The organism is Variovorax sp. GW821-FHT09B05 (assembly GCF_059418265.1).
In genome coordinates this window covers 1-15,540 of the sequence record NZ_JBWKPN010000027.1, presented here as the reverse complement: position 1 = coordinate 15,540, position 15,540 = coordinate 1, and the positions used below count along the sequence as shown (strand labels likewise).

General features: G+C 72.0%; 11 protein-coding genes. All 11 read right to left on the bottom strand.

All coding sequences use genetic code 11. The features are described 5' to 3' along the window. Window positions 1-48: 48 nt before the first annotated feature. Window positions 49-2,745, bottom strand: a complete 2,697-nt coding sequence (tssH, locus tag AC07RM_RS39095; protein WP_495337913.1) for a type VI secretion system ATPase TssH — start codon at window positions 2,743-2,745, stop codon at window positions 49-51. A 39-nt stretch (window positions 2,746-2,784) separates the two neighbouring features. Then, a complete protein-coding gene (gene tssG, locus AC07RM_RS39090) occupies window positions 2,785-3,852 on the bottom strand; it encodes a type VI secretion system baseplate subunit TssG (RefSeq protein ID WP_495337912.1) in 1,068 nt (355 codons plus the stop codon). An 11-nt stretch (window positions 3,853-3,863) separates the two neighbouring features. After that, a complete protein-coding gene (tssF, locus tag AC07RM_RS39085) occupies window positions 3,864-5,765 on the bottom strand; it encodes a type VI secretion system baseplate subunit TssF (protein ID WP_296781257.1) in 1,902 nt (633 codons plus the stop codon). A 93-nt stretch (window positions 5,766-5,858) separates the two neighbouring features. Next, on the bottom strand, window positions 5,859-6,371 hold the full coding sequence (tssE, locus tag AC07RM_RS39080) for a type VI secretion system baseplate subunit TssE (RefSeq protein WP_093350827.1): 513 nt from the start codon (window positions 6,369-6,371) through the stop codon (window positions 5,859-5,861). Continuing rightward, complete coding sequence (locus AC07RM_RS39075) at window positions 6,364-7,212, bottom strand: type VI secretion system accessory protein TagJ (RefSeq protein ID WP_398499442.1); 849 nt, start codon at window positions 7,210-7,212, stop codon at window positions 6,364-6,366. The genes tssE and AC07RM_RS39075 overlap by 8 nt, the downstream gene beginning before the upstream one ends. A 13-nt stretch (window positions 7,213-7,225) precedes the next feature. Next, window positions 7,226-7,771 (bottom strand): type VI secretion system tube protein Hcp, encoded by a 546-nt coding sequence (locus AC07RM_RS39070; RefSeq protein ID WP_093350822.1) that lies wholly within the window; start codon window positions 7,769-7,771, stop codon window positions 7,226-7,228. A gap of 19 nt (window positions 7,772-7,790) precedes the next feature. After that, window positions 7,791-9,851 carry a caspase family protein gene (locus AC07RM_RS39065; RefSeq protein WP_495337911.1) on the bottom strand — a complete coding sequence of 687 codons (2,061 nt, stop codon included), beginning with the start codon at window positions 9,849-9,851 and terminating at the stop codon, window positions 7,791-7,793. After that, entirely contained in the window at window positions 9,848-10,996 is a 1,149-nt protein-coding gene (locus AC07RM_RS39060; RefSeq protein WP_495337910.1) for a hypothetical protein, read from the bottom strand. Before AC07RM_RS39060 ends, AC07RM_RS39065 begins: the two co-directional genes overlap by 4 nt. Window positions 10,997-11,023: 27 nt before the next feature. Next, window positions 11,024-11,773 carry a hypothetical protein gene (locus AC07RM_RS39055; RefSeq protein WP_093350814.1) on the bottom strand — a complete coding sequence of 250 codons (750 nt, stop codon included), beginning with the start codon at window positions 11,771-11,773 and terminating at the stop codon, window positions 11,024-11,026. A 52-nt stretch (window positions 11,774-11,825) separates the two neighbouring features. Continuing rightward, window positions 11,826-13,433: a murein transglycosylase A gene (mltA, locus tag AC07RM_RS39050; RefSeq protein WP_495337909.1), complete on the bottom strand. Its 1,608-nt coding sequence runs from the start codon at window positions 13,431-13,433 to the stop codon at window positions 11,826-11,828. Between the two features lie 54 nt (window positions 13,434-13,487). Continuing rightward, complete coding sequence (locus AC07RM_RS39045) at window positions 13,488-15,416, bottom strand: protein kinase domain-containing protein (protein ID WP_495337907.1); 1,929 nt, start codon at window positions 15,414-15,416, stop codon at window positions 13,488-13,490. Window positions 15,417-15,540: the final 124 nt, after the last annotated feature.

The window sequence follows — 15,540 nt, the reverse complement described above, 5'->3', positions numbered from 1 at the left end:
CTGTCTTTCTGGTTGGGAGCGCCTCAGCGTGCCGGCCGCGGCGCCATGTCAATCGAAGGCGTAGGTGAAGTCGGCGTCCTTGACGTCGAGCGCGACGCGGCGGATCTCGCCGCCGGCGGCCAGGCGCTGCAGGTACTCGACCGAGATCGTCGGCAGCACGGTGTTGGTCAGGATGGCGTCGATCACGCGGCCGCCCGACTCCGGGTCCTGGCAGCGCGCGACCACCTGGTCGACCACCGCGTCGCTGTACTCGAAGGGCACGCCGTGGTTGGTCTCGACGCGCTTCTTGATGCGGCCCAGCTGCAGCCGCACGATCTTCTTCATCATCTCGGGCGACAGCGGGTAGTAGGGGATGGTGACGATGCGGCCCAGCAGCGCGGGCGGGAACACCTTCATCAGCGGCGCCTTCAGCGCATCGGCCAGCGCATTCGGGTCGGGCAGCAGCTCGGGGTCGCGGCACATGCTCATGACCAGCTCGCTGCCGGCGTTGGTGGTCAGCAGGATGATCGTGTTCTTGAAGTCGATCAAGCGGCCCTCGCCGTCCTCCATCCAGCCCTTGTCGAAGACCTGGAAGAAGATCTCGTGCACGTCGGGGTGGGCCTTCTCCACTTCGTCGAGCAGCACCACGCTGTAGGGCCGGCGGCGCACGGCCTCGGTCAGGATGCCGCCCTCGCCGTAGCCCACGTAGCCCGGGGGCGCGCCCTTGAGCGTGGAGACGGTGTGCGCCTCCTGGAACTCGCTCATGTTGATGGTGATGATGTTCTGCTCGCCGCCGTACAGCGCCTCGGCCAGCGCCAGCGCGGTCTCGGTCTTGCCGACGCCCGAGGTGCCGCACAGCATGAACACGCCGATCGGCTTCTGCGGGTTGTCCAGCCGCGCGCGCGAGGTCTGGATGCGGCGCGCGATCATCTCGAGGCCGTGCTTCTGGCCGATCACGCGCTGGTTCAGCGTGTCGGCGAGCTTGAGCACCGCCTCGACCTCGTTCTTGACCATGCGCCCGACCGGGATGCCGGTCCAGTCGGCGACCACCGAGGCCACGGCCTGTTCGTCGACCGAGGGCAGGATCAGCGGCGACTCGCCCTGCACCGCGTGGATCTTCGCCTGCAGCTCGTGCAGCTCGGCCAGCAGCGCGGCGCGGTCGGGCGCGGCCTCGGCGGGCGCGGCTTCGCCGGCGGCCGCCGCATCCACCGGCTTGTTCCCCGTGCGCAGCTTCGCGCGCAGTTCCAGCAGCCGGTCGACCAGGCCCTTCTCTTCCTGCCAGCGTGCATTGAGCACCTCGAGCTGCGCCTTCGACTCGGCCAGCAGCGCCGACACCTGCGCCGCGCGCTTGGTGACGTCGATGCCGATCGCCTCCTCGCGGCCGATGATCTCCTGCTCGACCGTCAGGCCCTCGATGCGGCGCATGCAGTCCTCGACCTCGGGCGGCGTCGCATGCTGGCTCACGGCCACGCGCGCGCAGGCGGTGTCGAGCAGGCTCACGGCCTTGTCGGGCAGCTGGCGCGCGGGAATGTAGCGGTGCGACAGCTTCACGGCGGCCTCGATGGCCTCGTCGAGCAGCTGCACGCGGTGATGCTTCTCGAGCACGCTGGCCACGCCGCGCAGCATCAGGATGGCCTTGGTCTCGTCGGGCTCGGGCACCTGCACGACCTGGAAGCGGCGCGTCAGCGCCGGGTCCTTCTCGATGTACTTCTTGTACTCGGCCCAGGTGGTGGCACCGATGGTGCGCAGGTTGCCGCGCGCCAGCGCGGGCTTGAGCAGGTTGGCCGCGTCGCCGGTGCCGGCCGCGCCGCCCGCGCCCACCAGCGTGTGGATCTCGTCGATGAAGAGAATGATCGGCGTGGGCGAGCTCTGCACCTCGTCGATCACCTGGCGCAGGCGCTGCTCGAACTCGCCCTTCATGCTCGCGCCGGCCTGCAGCAGGCCGATGTCGAGCGTCAGCAGCTTCACGTCCTTGAGTTGCGGCGGCACGTCGCCGCGCGCCAGCCGCTGCGCGAAGCCCTCGACCACGGCGGTCTTGCCGACGCCGGCCTCGCCGGTCAGCAGCGGGTTGTTCTGGCGCCGGCGCATCAGGATGTCGACGATCTGACGGATCTCCTCGTCGCGGCCCGTTACGGGGTCCATCTCGCCCTTCTTGGCCTTCTCGGTCAGGTCGACCGCGAACTTCTTGAGCGCATCGCCCTTGCCCATGGCGGCCGGCGCCATCGCGCCCGCGTCCTCGCCGGGCGCGCCGCTGCCCATGCCGGTGCCGTCCTGCGCGCGCATCTGGGCCTCGGGCGAGGCATCGCAGATCTTCACGAAGTTCTCGGCCAGGTCCTCGACCTTGACCTTCTCGAACTGCTTCGACAGGCCGAACAGCGGGTTGCGCAGGCTCTGCGTCTTGAGCATGCCCACCAGCAGGTAGCCGGTGCGCACCTGCGCCTCGCCGAACTGCAGGGTGGCGTAGGTCCAGGCGCGCTCGATCGCATTCTCGATGTGCGGCGAGAAGTCGCTGATGGCGGTGGCGCCGCGCGGCAGGCGGTCGAGCGCGGCCGTCATGTCCTTGGCGATCACCGAGACGTCGAGGCCGTAGTGCTGGATCACGCGGTGCAGGTCGGAGTCCTGCGCCTGCAGCAGCTGGGCGAACCAGTGCTCGAGCTCGACGTACGGGTTGCCGCGCATCTTGCAGAAGACGGTCGCGCCTTCGATGGCCTTGTAGGCCAGCGAATTGAGTTTCCCGAACAGGGCGGTGCGGCTGATTTCACTCATGGAGGACTCCGTATCTCTTCAAGACGAACGAAAGGGGTTTCATTGAAAGGCCGGCGCGCGCGGATGCGCCTCGCCACCGGGTCGGCTCGCGATGCGCACGTCGCTCGCGTCGCGCGAACGCGGGCGCTCGCCGAGCCACGAGATCCAGCCCAGCCGCGGCGCGTTGCCGCGCTGCTGGCCGAGCCGCGTGGGCGGCACCTGCTCCTTGCGCAGCACCAGTTCGGCATCCCACTCGAGCTCGCCGCCCAGCAGTTGCAGCATCCAGCGCTGCAGCACGGGCTGCGCGTCGCCGATCGGCAGGAACATGCGGTAGCGCGCGAGGTCGAGCGGCCCGACGTGCAGCCGCACGCGGTGCTGGCGGTCCCAGGCGCGGGTGCCGAGCATCGCGCCCATGCCCATGGCGCGCGAGCTCTCGCCGCGGCCCAGCCGCGTGAGTTCGGCGCCCGGCAGGCTCATCCAGTGGCCGACCCAGCGCTCGAGCTTCATCGGCACGCCGAAGTAGCTGCACAGCACCGACTCGACGCCCTCGGCGCTGTGCACGCGGCGCGCGAGCCAGCCCGAGAAGTGCAGCCGCGCGTCGTCGTGGATCTCGTCGCGCCCGGTGCGCCCCGGCGTGCCGATGCCCACCAGCGCGCCGATCTGCAGCCGGAAGCGGTCCTCGCCGGGCCGGTCGAGCGCGACCGCGGGCCGCGCCTGCGCCCAGGCGCGGTAGAAGTGCAGCGAGAAGCGGTGCAGGAAGCTGTCGAGGAAGGCGAGCCAGGTCGGGTCGCCGTGGTTCAGGCTGCGCTCGCGGATGAAATCGCTCAGGTGCACCGGCAGCGGCCCGTTGGGACCGATGTAGGCGAAGAAGTGCTGGCGCAGCCGCGGCGGCGAATGCGCGCCGGCCGGCTCGAAGCGGCTGAAGGCGGCGGGCGCGAACGACAGCGAGGGCTCCTGGCCCACGCGCACCGGCTCGGCGCTCGGCAGCAGCGCGCGGCCCCAGCGCGGCGTGGTGGCGGCGGCCGACTCGAGCCGGCGCAGCACCGCGAAGTAGTCGTAGGCCCAGGGCTGGTCGGACCACTGGCGCAGCGCGGCATCGACGCGCGCGGCCACCGATTCCGTCGGCACCGCAGGCGCGGCTAGAGGATCTGGCGCGTCCCGCACAGCGGCCTCCAGCGCATGTTCTCGCCCTTGCCCGCGATGCGCACCACGGTCTCGACGAAATGGTTGACCTCGACATGACGCGCCAGGTAGCGCGCGAGCACGGCACCGAACAGGAACACGCTGTGGCCGTGGAAGGCGTCCTTGTCGACCTCGAGCGTGATCTCCAGGCCGCGCCCGAAGGCGATCGGCCCCTTCATCGGCAGCCTGCGCGCCACCGCCTTGCTGCTGACCGACAGCAGCCCGCGCACCTGCCCCTGGCGCATCTCGTCGGCATGCGAGGCGTAGAGCATCAGCGTCTCGCGCAGCGCGGCCGCGCCCTGCTGCGGCGAGCTGTCGGAGATCGACAGGTAGTTGAGCGCGAGGTGGTCGAGCACGCGCCAGCCCAGCCCCTGGCTCACCACCGGCGACACCGGCCGCGAGGGCCCGCGCACCATGCGCACGCGCTGCGCGGGGAAGGAGTCGACGCAATCGAAGTCGTTGTCGCGGCCCATCGGCAGCAGCAGCGGCAGGTCGCGGTTGGTGCACAGCGCCGACACCGCGAGCTGGCGCAGGCTGGCCGCGTACGGCGCCTGCTGGGGATCGACGATCTGCATGTAGACCTCGGAGCCGATGTGGCTGCTGCGGTTGCCCTCGGTGCGCTGGCGCACCGACAGCATGCGCGGCTCGCGCGTGGTCGTGTAGTAGGCGGGATGGCTGTGGCGCGTGCCGTGGAAGGCCGAATAGAAGGGCCGGAACAGCTGCTCCACCGCGGCCGCCGAGCCCGAGTCCGCGCCCGGCGCGCCGTGGCCGACGACCTCGGTCACGGTGTGCACCTCGAAGTCCTGCGGCCGCGTGCGGTCGGGCACCAGGTGGAACTGGCTCACGCCTTCGCTCAATGGCACGCGGTCGAGCCGCTTGTTGAACAGGTTGACCACCGGCACGCAGTGCAGCTGCACGTTCTCGGCCGTCACCAGCTTCTCGAGCGCCGCGTCGCCGCGCGAGAACAGCAGCACGATCTCGATCTGCGTCACCGGCATCGACGGCAGCACCGACTGCAGGCCCGAGATCTTTAGGAACTGGAAGCGCTGCGGAAACGCGAAGTACTCCTGCAGCAGCCGGAAGCCCGAGAAGCCGGTGGCCGTGACCGGCAGCAGCGCCTCGTCATCCTCGAAGCCGACCACGCCGATGGCGCTCGGCGGCAGGCTGCGCGCCTCGCCCTGCAGCGCGCCGCCGGCGCCCAGCGGCCGCACCAGCACGCCGATGGGCTGGCCCAGCGCGCATTCGTGCAGCTGCCAGGCCACGTCGTCGGCACCGCCCAGGTGCAGCACCAGGTCGTCGAGCGCGATCTGGCTGAAGTTCAGGTCGGCGGTGGTGCGCAGCACCATGCGCAGGCCGCCGCGGATGGCGCGCGACTGCGGGTGCGTGGCCAGCGGCAGGTCGGGCGCGTAGCTGAAGTACTGGGCACGCAGCAGCTCCAGCGGCCACAGCCGCATCGCGCTCGCGGTGCGGAACTCGCAGTAGGTGCTCTGCCCGACCGCGTGCCGCGAGCGCAGGCCCGCGCCGCGCGGCAGGGTCGGCCCCACGGCGAGGTTGGCGTCGTCGGGGTCGTGCACCATGCTGACCACCGCCATCGCGGGCGTGGGCGCGAGGAAGTGCGGATAGACGATGTCGAGCAGGTGGCCGGTGAAGCGCGGGTACTCGGCATCGAGCTTGAGGTTGACGCGCGCCGACAGGAAGGCCGTGGCCTCGATCAGGCGCTCGACGTAGGGGTCGGCGACCTCCTGGCCTTCGATGCCGAGCCGGTTGGCGATCTTCGGAAAGGCGCGCGCGAACTCGGCCGAGCTCTCGCGGAAGTAGCGCAGTTCCTGCTCGTACAGGCTCAGCAATCGGGGATCCATCGCGGCGCTACCTCCAGGTGGCCAGCGGCCCGCGCGCGGCCCGCGGCAGGCGGGAATCGGCGCGCGGCGAAGCGGGATGCGGGGCCGGCGGCGTCATGGCTTCTGGGTCGCGTCCTCGATCTCGATGCGTCCTTCTTCCAGGTCGACCCGGCTGCGCATGAGGAACTCCAGCGGCACCGGCTGCGCCCACAGCATGCCGCGGATCTGCAGGCCGACGCAGTTGTGCGAGTCCAGGGCGGAGCCTTCCATGACGAGTTCCACTTCGAGAGTGCGTGAGAGGATGCGTGGCTCGAACTGCAGGATCGCGTTCTTCAGAGCCTGTTCCATGCTGACACGCTGTATCGACGAGGTGAACTGGCCAGACAGCATAGGCAATCCGTAGTTGATGACGGAGCGCGCGGCATTCGGGTACTGCCGGTCGTCCATGCCGAGGCCGTAGCTGGTGGCGTTGAAGAGCCAGCTCAGGTCGCGCAGCACGGCCGCGCGCAGCGCCTGCTTGGTGAGCGTGCGCTTGTCGTCGCCCTCGCGCTGCTCGTCGGGCGCGCTGTCGACCAGCCGGTCGAGCAGCGAGGGCTGCAGCCGCTCCTGCGCGGTGAGGTCAACCACCGGCGCCGCTTTCTTCGCCGTTCGCTTCGCCGCTTTCTTCTTCCGGAGCGGCGGCCGTGAACACGATCTCGCGCACGTCCATCAGCGCGTACTCGCCGGCGTCGGTGCCGAACACGCGCTGGCCATGGCCGGCCCAGACCTCGGGCCGCAGCTCGCGCCACTCGGTGCGGCGCGCGAGCAGCAGCTGGCCGTCGCTGCAGCGCTCGGTGCCTTCGTAGCGCGTGGGGATCAGCGCCAGCGTCTCGCCGCCGTTCTCGAAGTCCAGGTGCGCGGGCATCCAGACGCAGTCGCGCAGGTCCTCGGGCGGCTCGATCTTCACGCAGGCGAGCCGCGCATAGGGGATCCAGTAGTACTTGCCGTTGACGAAGGCCTCGAGCACCGGGCCCAGCCGCATGTCGGCGTCGGACAGCCAGTCGAAGGGCACGCCGTCGATGCTGCCGGCGATGGCCGGCGCCGCGTCGAAGGCGCGCTGGCGCAGGTCTTCGGCCAGCTCGGCCTCACCGCGTCCCTGCCGCAGCAGCGACTCGATGAGCAGCGCCAGCCATTCGTCGGGCTGGCCGAAGATCATGGGCGTGCGCGTGCCGGCGAACACCTCGGCGCGCAGGCCTTCGCAGCGCACGGCATCGCCGTACACCTGCTTCATCGGAACGGCGAGCGCATCGAGCTCGGCCGCGACCGTCAACTGGTTGAGCGCGCGCTCCCACTGGCCCAGCACGCACAGCAGCTGCGCCATGAAGACGCGCGGCTTGCTGTCGGCGGGCTTGGCGCGCACGTCGTCGCTCAGCGCCTTGAGGGCGGCCACCGGATCGGCGGCCTTGAGGAATTCGGCGGCGGTGGTCATGGCTGGCTCCGCTTCACTGGGTGGCCGCGATGACCGCGGTGCGCACGGCGCCGCGGATGCCCGAGGCGAGCTGCGGCGCGGTCTTGATCTGCACGTTGCGGCTCTCGAACACGGTCACCTCGCGCGGCTGGCGCGGCGTGCCGCCGGTGAGGATGGCCTGGCTCACGACGCGCGCGCCGGTCAGGATGACCTCGAAGAAAGGCTGCGACGGCAGGTGGTCGCCGCTGGCGCGGTAGACGAAGATCGAGACCTCGAGGTTGGCCTCCTGGCTGAACAGCAGGCTCGCGATCGAGGCGGTGGCGGCATCGACCTCGCGCACGATGACGAAGGGATGCACGCGCACCGAGCCCTTGGTCGAGCCGGGCGGCGACACCACCTCCATCTGGTGGCAGTAGCCGCCGATGTCGATGAACTCGAGGCCGCGTTCCGATTCGCCCTTGACCTTGGTGCCGCGGTTGTCGATCGACATCAGGAAGTCGTTGACCGGTTCGCCGGCCATCAGGTCGAGCAGGCGCAGCAGCTCGTCGGGATCGAGGGCGCCTTCTGCAGAAAAGCTCATTGCAATCTCCTTGAAAAAATCATCGGGACGCGGCGTCCGCGGCGCCCCAGGACAACATCGCCGCGTAGAGGCGGCGCCGCGGCGGCTCCACCTGGCCGCGCACGCGCAGGTCGGCCAGCACCGGCTCGACCGCGGCGCCGAACAGCCGCGGCCCGCTCTGCGGCGCGGCCGGCGTGGCCAGCACGAACAGGCGCGCGCCCTCGGCCGAGAGCCAGGGCAGCTCGAAGCGCTTGGCGGCCGGCGCCTCGCGCGTGCCGCGCTCGAAGCGGTTGCTCTCGCCGGGATCGGACGGGTACTCGGCGCGCGGACGGCCCTGCGCGTCGATGCCCGCCACCACCATGTCGACCGAATGGCCGCTGGTGTTGCGCACGTTCAGCGCCGCGCGCTCGCCGTCGCGCAGCGGCAGGAGGCCGGGCCCGCTGGTGCGCAGCGGCCCGCTGCGCGCGAGCCGGTCGCCGTTCCAGACCTCGAGCACGGCCTCGAAGCCGTCGATCGGCATCTGCGTGCCCTCGCCGAGCGTGCAGAGCTGGCGCCACCACTTGAGCCGCGCCAGCGTCTCGAGCCGGCGCCGCACCGCGGCCTTGTCGCCCAGGCGCTCGCTGCCGGCACCGAACGCCGGCGACTGCCATTCGATGCGCTGGCCGGCCGCGCCGAGGTCGCTCCAGCGCAGATCGGCCGGCGCGCCCGCGCCCACCGCCACCACCGAGGCCGGGTAGTCGAGGCCGATGCCAGGCGGCAGCGGGCCGTCGCTGCGCACGCGCAGTGCGGTCGAAGGCGGCGCGGCCAGCGGCGAGGCGCTCCACAGCACCGCGCCCGGCAGCTCGCGCAGCGCGGCGGGCACCGCGAGGCTCGCACCGTCGAGGTCGACCTGCGATGCGCGCGCCTGCACGCTGCGCACGGTGCCGTCCTCGAGCGTGGCGTTGATGCGCAGTTCCTGCTGCGGCTGCAGGCCGTCGGCCAGGCCGGCCTGCAGCACCAGGCTGTCGCCGCTGCGCTGCGCGCGCCACACCGGCAAGGTGGAGACGGCGCCGGCGCTGTTGGCGAACAGCGGCGCGTCGAGGTTGCCCTCGGCCACCGGCGAGGGCAGCTCGCGGGTCGGGAAGCGCTGCGCCAGCTCGTCGATCACCGGCGGGTAGAGCGCGAGCACGCCGTCGAACAGCTCGCGCCAGGTGGCGGGCCGGCGTTCGAGCGCGCCGGCCACGGCCCAGGTCAGCAGGCCCTGCGGCCGCGCGTTGCGGCCCTGGCGCGGCAACCGCAGCTCGGGCGTGATCTGGTGGCTCTCGGAGGCGAAGAAGGCGACGTAGCGCGCACGCGCCACGCGCTCGGCCACGGGCGGCGCGGGCGGCGCGGCGAGCGGCACGGCCGCCGGCGCGGCGCGCAGCTGGCCCGCGCGCAGGCCGCGCCAGCGCACCTCGTCGTCGGCCGGGCCTTCGGCGACGGCGGGCACGGCGGCAGCGGCATTGCGCGTCATCGAGGTGGCGGCGCAGGTGTCGAACACCGACCAGACGAACACGCCGCGCGCGAGGAAGGCCTGCACCCAGCCGTCGAAGTCGACGTCGCGCACGCCGCCCGCGAGCGCGCTGTCGACGCCGACGGCACCGCGCACGTCGCGCGCGAGGAAGTTCTCGGCCAGCCCGTCGGGCTCCTGGTAGCGCTTGGTGGCATCGCGCCAGCGCGTGCCGTGGCCCGAGAAATAGAGCAGCACGAAGTCGCCGCTGCGCGACTGCGCGAGCAGCCGCGACAGCGCGTCGTGGATCGCCTGCGACTCGGGCAGCGCGGCACCGCTCACGCCATCGGCCAGCGTCGTGATGTCGCCCGCGCCGAAGCCCTGCCGGAGCAAGGCGTCGCGCATCAGCGCCACGTCGTTGCGCGGCGCCTGCAGCCACAGCGACTGCGGCTGGTTGACGAGCTCGGACACGCCCACGAGCAGCGCGCGCTGGGTGGCGAAGGCGCGCGGGGCGAGGCAGGCGAGCGCGAGCAGCAGCAGCCACTGCGCCACCATCGAGCGCCGCGTGCCCCCACCCCAGCCCTCCCCCAGCGGGGGAGGGAGCCGGGCCGGAGGTCGCGCGCCATGGCTCATGGCCGCTCCGACGCCCGTCCCGCCGCTTCGACCAGCGGCGAGGCGGCCAGCACCTGCAGGCTCTTCTCCACGTCGGGCACGCGCAGCCGCCACACGCCGTTGCTGCCGGGACCGCCGACCACGTCGGCCGAGATCGCCTGCAGCAGCCGGTCGGCCTCGTCCACGCGCACGCCGTCCTTCCAGCGCACCGTGAGATCGGCACCGGCCGCGGCCGGTGCCGTGGGCACGGCGCGGAAGCGCACGTCGTCCTGCGCATCGTGGCCGCCGAACAGGCCCGCGTTCTGCACCACCACGCACAGGGCCAGCACCGCGAACGCAGGCCGCATCCAGCCGTCGGCGCCGAGCCAGCGCCGCACGCTGCCCCACCAGCCGCCCTCGGGCCCGGGCTGGGGCCGCGCGCGCGGCGCGGCGGCCGGGCCGGGTGCGTTGCGCGCGGCCGGCAGCCAGGCCGCGCCGAGCTGCGACGCCGCGTCGCGGTACAGCGACTGGTATTCGACGCGTGGATCGCGCGGGCCCAGCGGCGTGCCCGACAGCACGGCGAACACGCCGCCCACGGTGCGCAGCGCGATGCGGCCGGGCTCGGGGGCGATGGCGGGCGCGGCCTGCGCGGCCCACTCGTCGTGCACCGCGCGGATCGCGGCGAGCCGCGTGGCCGAGACCTCGCCGAGCACGCGCGCCGCCAGTTGCGGGCTCGGCTCGAGCGTCAACACGTTCCAGGCCTGGATCAGTCCGAAGGCCGGCTCGAAGGGTTCGTCGTCGGGCTCGAGCAGCACGTCGAAGGCCGAGGCCCAGTCGGCCTCGCCGGCCGCCATCCAGCCCTGCCAGAGTTCGCCGTGGATGCAGCGGTCGAGCAGCACGCCGAGCAGCCGGCCCTCGTGCACCACGCTGACCAGCCGGCCCGGCGCCCAGCGCGCGCCGAAGCTGCGCTGCGCCACGGCCTCGCGACGGCGCGCGAGCTCGGCCAGCGGCAGCAGCAGGTCGACCGGCGGCGGCGCTGCAGCCGCTTCGGGCGCCGCGCCGCGCGCGCCGGGCATGGCGACGGTCGCGAGCCCCGGCGTCTCGGGCGCGAACGCCGAAGCGGCGCCGGGCCCGGTTTCGAAGGCGCTGCGGATCGCGCTGAGCGGTGGCCAGAGATGGGTGGTCATGGCGTCTGTTCCTGAATGGCTATGTCTTCAGGCATAAGACGCTTCAGCGCCCAGGATTTTGAAAACCTGCAGGATCGCCGCCATGTTGTCGGCCTCGATGGCGATGCCCAGCGTGCCCTGGAGCCAGCCGCCGAGCCGGGTCTTGGCGTAGTCGGCGGTCAGGCCCTCGCGCTTGTGCACCAGGCCGAGCCGGCCCGCGCGGTAGTGGTAGGAGGCGATGGCATGGCGCGAGGCGATGCCCGACAGGCCGCCCTCGGCCTCCTTGCCGAAGCCCTCGCACAGCAGGATGCGCTCGGGCTCGGGCAGCTCGGCGATGAAGGCGCGCGCCGCCTGCTGCACCGCGAGGCTGCTGAGGCCGTGCTCGGCCAGGCAACCCTCGAGATCCTCGTCGGCGCCCAGCTCGTCCTCGAGCTGGGCCTCGGTGATCTGGTCGCCGATCGACAGCTTGCGCTTGAAGGCGGCCGAGCGCGTGCAGTCGATCAGGTAGCGGCGGAAATAGGCGCACAGCGCGAAGGCGGTCGAGGGCGCGCTGTGGCCCGCGCGCTCCTCGGCCTCGTCGGGATCGGCATCGAGCCGCAGCACCTTGACGTAGATGAACTGCGCCACCAGCTCCTGGCGCCCTTCGCCGAGCACCTGCAGCTCGGGCGGATTGCAGGCCACCAGCGCATCGCCCACGATGCGGTACATGCGGCCCATGTCGTTCGACGTCAGCGTCTGGCGCCGGCGCCACAGGCGCACGAGTTCTCCGCTTTCCTCGGACGACAGCGTTTCCTGCATGGATTCAACGGCCGGGGCCGGGCCTCGTGGCGGCATTCACGCTGTCATCTCCTCAATCGTCCTCGCAGACGCCCTCGGTCGGCACCAGGCATTGCGCGAGGCCGGCGCCGACCGGCGCGCCGCGCGTGCGGATCGCCGAGGACACGGCGGCGCTCGCCACCGCCAGCCCGCGCGGCAGCAATATCCAGAGCTGGCCGCGTTCCTTCATGCGGCGCGCATTGGTCGCGGCCTGCTGGCCGTTGCCGAAGAAATAGTCGGCCCGCACCGCGCCGCGGATCGCGCCGCCGGTGTCCTGCGCGATGGTCAGGCGCTGCATCGGCGCGCCGCTGCCGGGCGTGCGCGTCGAGACGAACACCGGGTAGCCGAGCGGCGTGCTGCGCGGATCGACCGCGATCGAGCGGCCGGCCGACAGCGGCACGCCGAAGGCGCCCACCGGGCCGCCGGGTGTGGTCGCCTCCTTGAAGAACACGTAGCTCGGGTCCTTGATGCCGGTGCCGGCCACCGGGCCGGCCGCGCGCCGGCCGGGCACCATCACCGCGCCGCTGGTGGCGGGCCGCGCCAGCGTGAAACCGCGCGTGCGGATGGTGGTCGAGACGTTGCCAGCATCGTCGTCGTCGCCGTCGTCGAGGTCGAGCTCGATCGACGAGCCGCGCACCTTGACCGGGCTGCGCGGCTTGCCGTTGGCGGCCTGCGCCAGCGTGGGCCGGAACGGCTGGCCGTTCTGCTCGGCGTAAGCGACGCGGATCATCTCGCCGCTGGCCAGGCGGATGCGGCCCGAGCCCTGGATCTGCATCTCGTAGAGCGCGGTGGCGCTCGAGACGAAGGCCAGCACCTTGGCGTTGGGCGCGCCCTTGGTCTCGATCTCCTCGCGGGTGTAGTACGGCAAGAGCTGCTTGCCCTCGACGCGCAGGCGCACCTTGCGGTCGAGCGTGTCGCGCACGATGCCCGAGAGGTCGAGCGCATAGAGGCCCGGCGCGCCCATGTCGCGCGTGCTCAGGCCGGTCTGCACCACCACGTTGCGGCCCTGCACGCGCGCGGCCACGGTGCCGTCGCCCGCGGGCAGCTTGCGCGCGTCGGCGAACAGCATGTCCTCGGGCTGGCCGTACACCGGGTAGATGAACGGCGGCGCGTAGCTGCGGCTGCCCTGGATCTCGGGCTCGAAGTAGCCCGTGACCACGCCGTCGGGGCGGCGGTCGTCGTCGCGGATCTGGTAGACCGAGAACTCGGTCTCGAAGAAGTTGCGGATCGAGGGATTGCTCTTGCCGTCGACCTTGACCGCGCGGTCGCAGACCGACTTCCATTCGGTGCCGCGGCCGTTGAGCACCTTGCAGCTGCCGAGGAAGGCGGGCCAGCTCTCGGCGAAGTCGTCGCGCGTCCAGCCCGGCACGGCATCGAAGCCGACCGCGGTGTAGGTGGCGAGCTGGGTCGAGAAGGTGCGCGCCTGGCCGGCCACGCTGCCGCTCGAGGGCGGGCGCGGCGCCGGCGCGGGCGCGGGCGCCGCCGCGGCCGTGTCGGTGCTGGCGGCGGGCGTCTCGGTCGCGGCGGGCGGCGGCACGGCGCAGCCCGCGAGGAAGGCGGCGGCGGCGGTCGCGGCTGCCACGGCGACCCGGTGCAGGGCCGGCGCGGGCGTCGGCGCGAGGGCCGGCAGGTGCTTGTTCATGGTGAAGATCTCCTTCGTGGAAAGGTGGCCCGTCGGGTTACGCTCTACAGACGATTACTTCTCGACGATTTTGAAATTGGCGACGCCATAGACGTCGTTGCAGGGGGTGTTGGGCGCGCATACCGGCTTGCCCAGCAGGGGGGAAGGTCCGCTGCCGCGGGTGGTCTCGAGGGCCGCGAGCACCGGCAGCGGAAACTGCGGGAACACGCCCTCGTTCTGCACGCCGGAGGCACCGAAGTCGCGCTCGTGCTCGCTGACGAGCACCGCGAACTGGTTGGTCCCGGCGGGCCCACCGGCCTCCATCGGCCACGAGGCACGCGGCAGCGCGAGGGGGCTGCCGGCGGTGATCTTGTTGTACTTGTCGAGCAGGTTCGGGAACAGCAGGAACATCTCGCCGCCGCTGGACAGCAGGAACACGTAGACGAAACCGTCGCGCTTGCTGCGCACCTCGAAGGCCAGCTTGTCCTTGCCGATCGCCACCTCGGGCTTCTTGGCCGAGGCCGTGACCTCGAAGCCGGCCGCGGCACCGCCGGCCAGCGACTGCAGCGATTCGAGCGGCGTGCGCGGCGATGGCGCCGGCGCGGGCGGCGGCGGTGGCGGGGGCGGCGGTGTCTGCGCGACCTGCTGCGTGTCGCCGCCTGGCGGCGGCGGCGCGCTCGCGATCGGCGGCGGCGTGTCGCCATGGCCGCGGCCCTGGAACCACCACCAGCCACCGCCGGCCGCGGCCGCGAGCAGCGCCACCGAGACCAGCGCCACGGCCGTCTTGCCGCCGCCGGAGCGCGTGCCGGCCGACGGTGCCGGCGCGGGCGGCAGCACCACGGTCTTGCCGCCACCGCCGCTGCGGCTGTTCGGCCCCGGCGCCGCCGAGGTGCCGCGCGAATGCTGCGAGGGATGCGCGGGCGGCGCGATGCTCTGGCTGGTCTCGAGCCCGAGCGCCGCGCGCAGCTCGGCCATCGACTGCGGCCGCGCCTCGGGCCGCACGCCGAGCCCGGCGTCGATCGCCGCGAGCAACTGCGGGCTGTAGCGCTGGCGCAGGATCTCGTTGCCCGCGAGCGGCACGTAGCTGTCGGACAGGAGGCGCGCCACCGACGGCGGCGGCGCGCGGCCGCACACGGCCACGTGCATCACGGCCGCGAGCGCGTAGACGTCGGTCCATGCGCCCTGCGACATGTCGGGCATCTCGGCGTACTGCTCGATCGGCGCGTAGCCCGGCTTGAGGATCACCGTGATCGCCTGCGTCTTGTCGGTGATCACGCGCCGTGCCGCGCCGAAGTCGAGCACCACCGGCCGGCCCGAGCCTTCGAGCAGGATGATGTTGTCGGGCGCGATGTCGCGGTGATAGCAGTTGGCGCCGTGCATCACGCCGAGCGCCTGCGTGACGCCGTCCATGATGCGCACCAGCCAGGCCTCGTCGACGCCCGCGGGGATCGACACCAGCGCCTGGCGCAGGGTGTCGCCGCGGTAGAAGGGCATCACCATGTAGGTGGTGCCGCGTTCCTGCCAGAAGCGGTAGACCTTGAGCAGCGAGGGGTGGTCGAACTGGGCGAGCAGGCGGGCTTCGTTGATGAAGCTGCGCATGCCTAGGTCGAAGGTTTCTCGGTGGCGTTCCGAGAGGGGGACGACGCTGCCGTCGCCCTGGCGGGTGGAGAGGGAGGACGGGAGGTATTCCTTGATCGCTACGACGCGTTCGAGGGTGTGGTCCCAGGCTTCGTAGACGACGCCGAAGCCGCCTTGGCCTATGACTCGGGTGATCTCGAATTCTGCGAGGCGGCTGCCTACGGGGAGGAGGCCGGCTTCGTGCGTTCCTGCTTGTGACGGGCCTGTGGTGGGGTTCGTCGGTGGGTTTGTTGGGGCGAACAGCGGGCTGCTGGTGCGCGTGGGCTGGCCGGACGTGATGACTGTGGCGCTGTCGTCCAGGGGGGTGGTTCGGGGGACGACTCTGGTGCGGTCGTCGTTGCCTTCGGGTTTGGTTTCTTCGGTCATCGGGTCCTCCGGGCCTCTTCGGGGCTTGCTCCTGGCGGGAGGCTGTCGGCCGGGTCCCGCCCCGGCGGGCGGCTCACTTTCTTTGTCTCGCCAAAGAAAGTAAGCAAAGAAAGGCGACCCCACT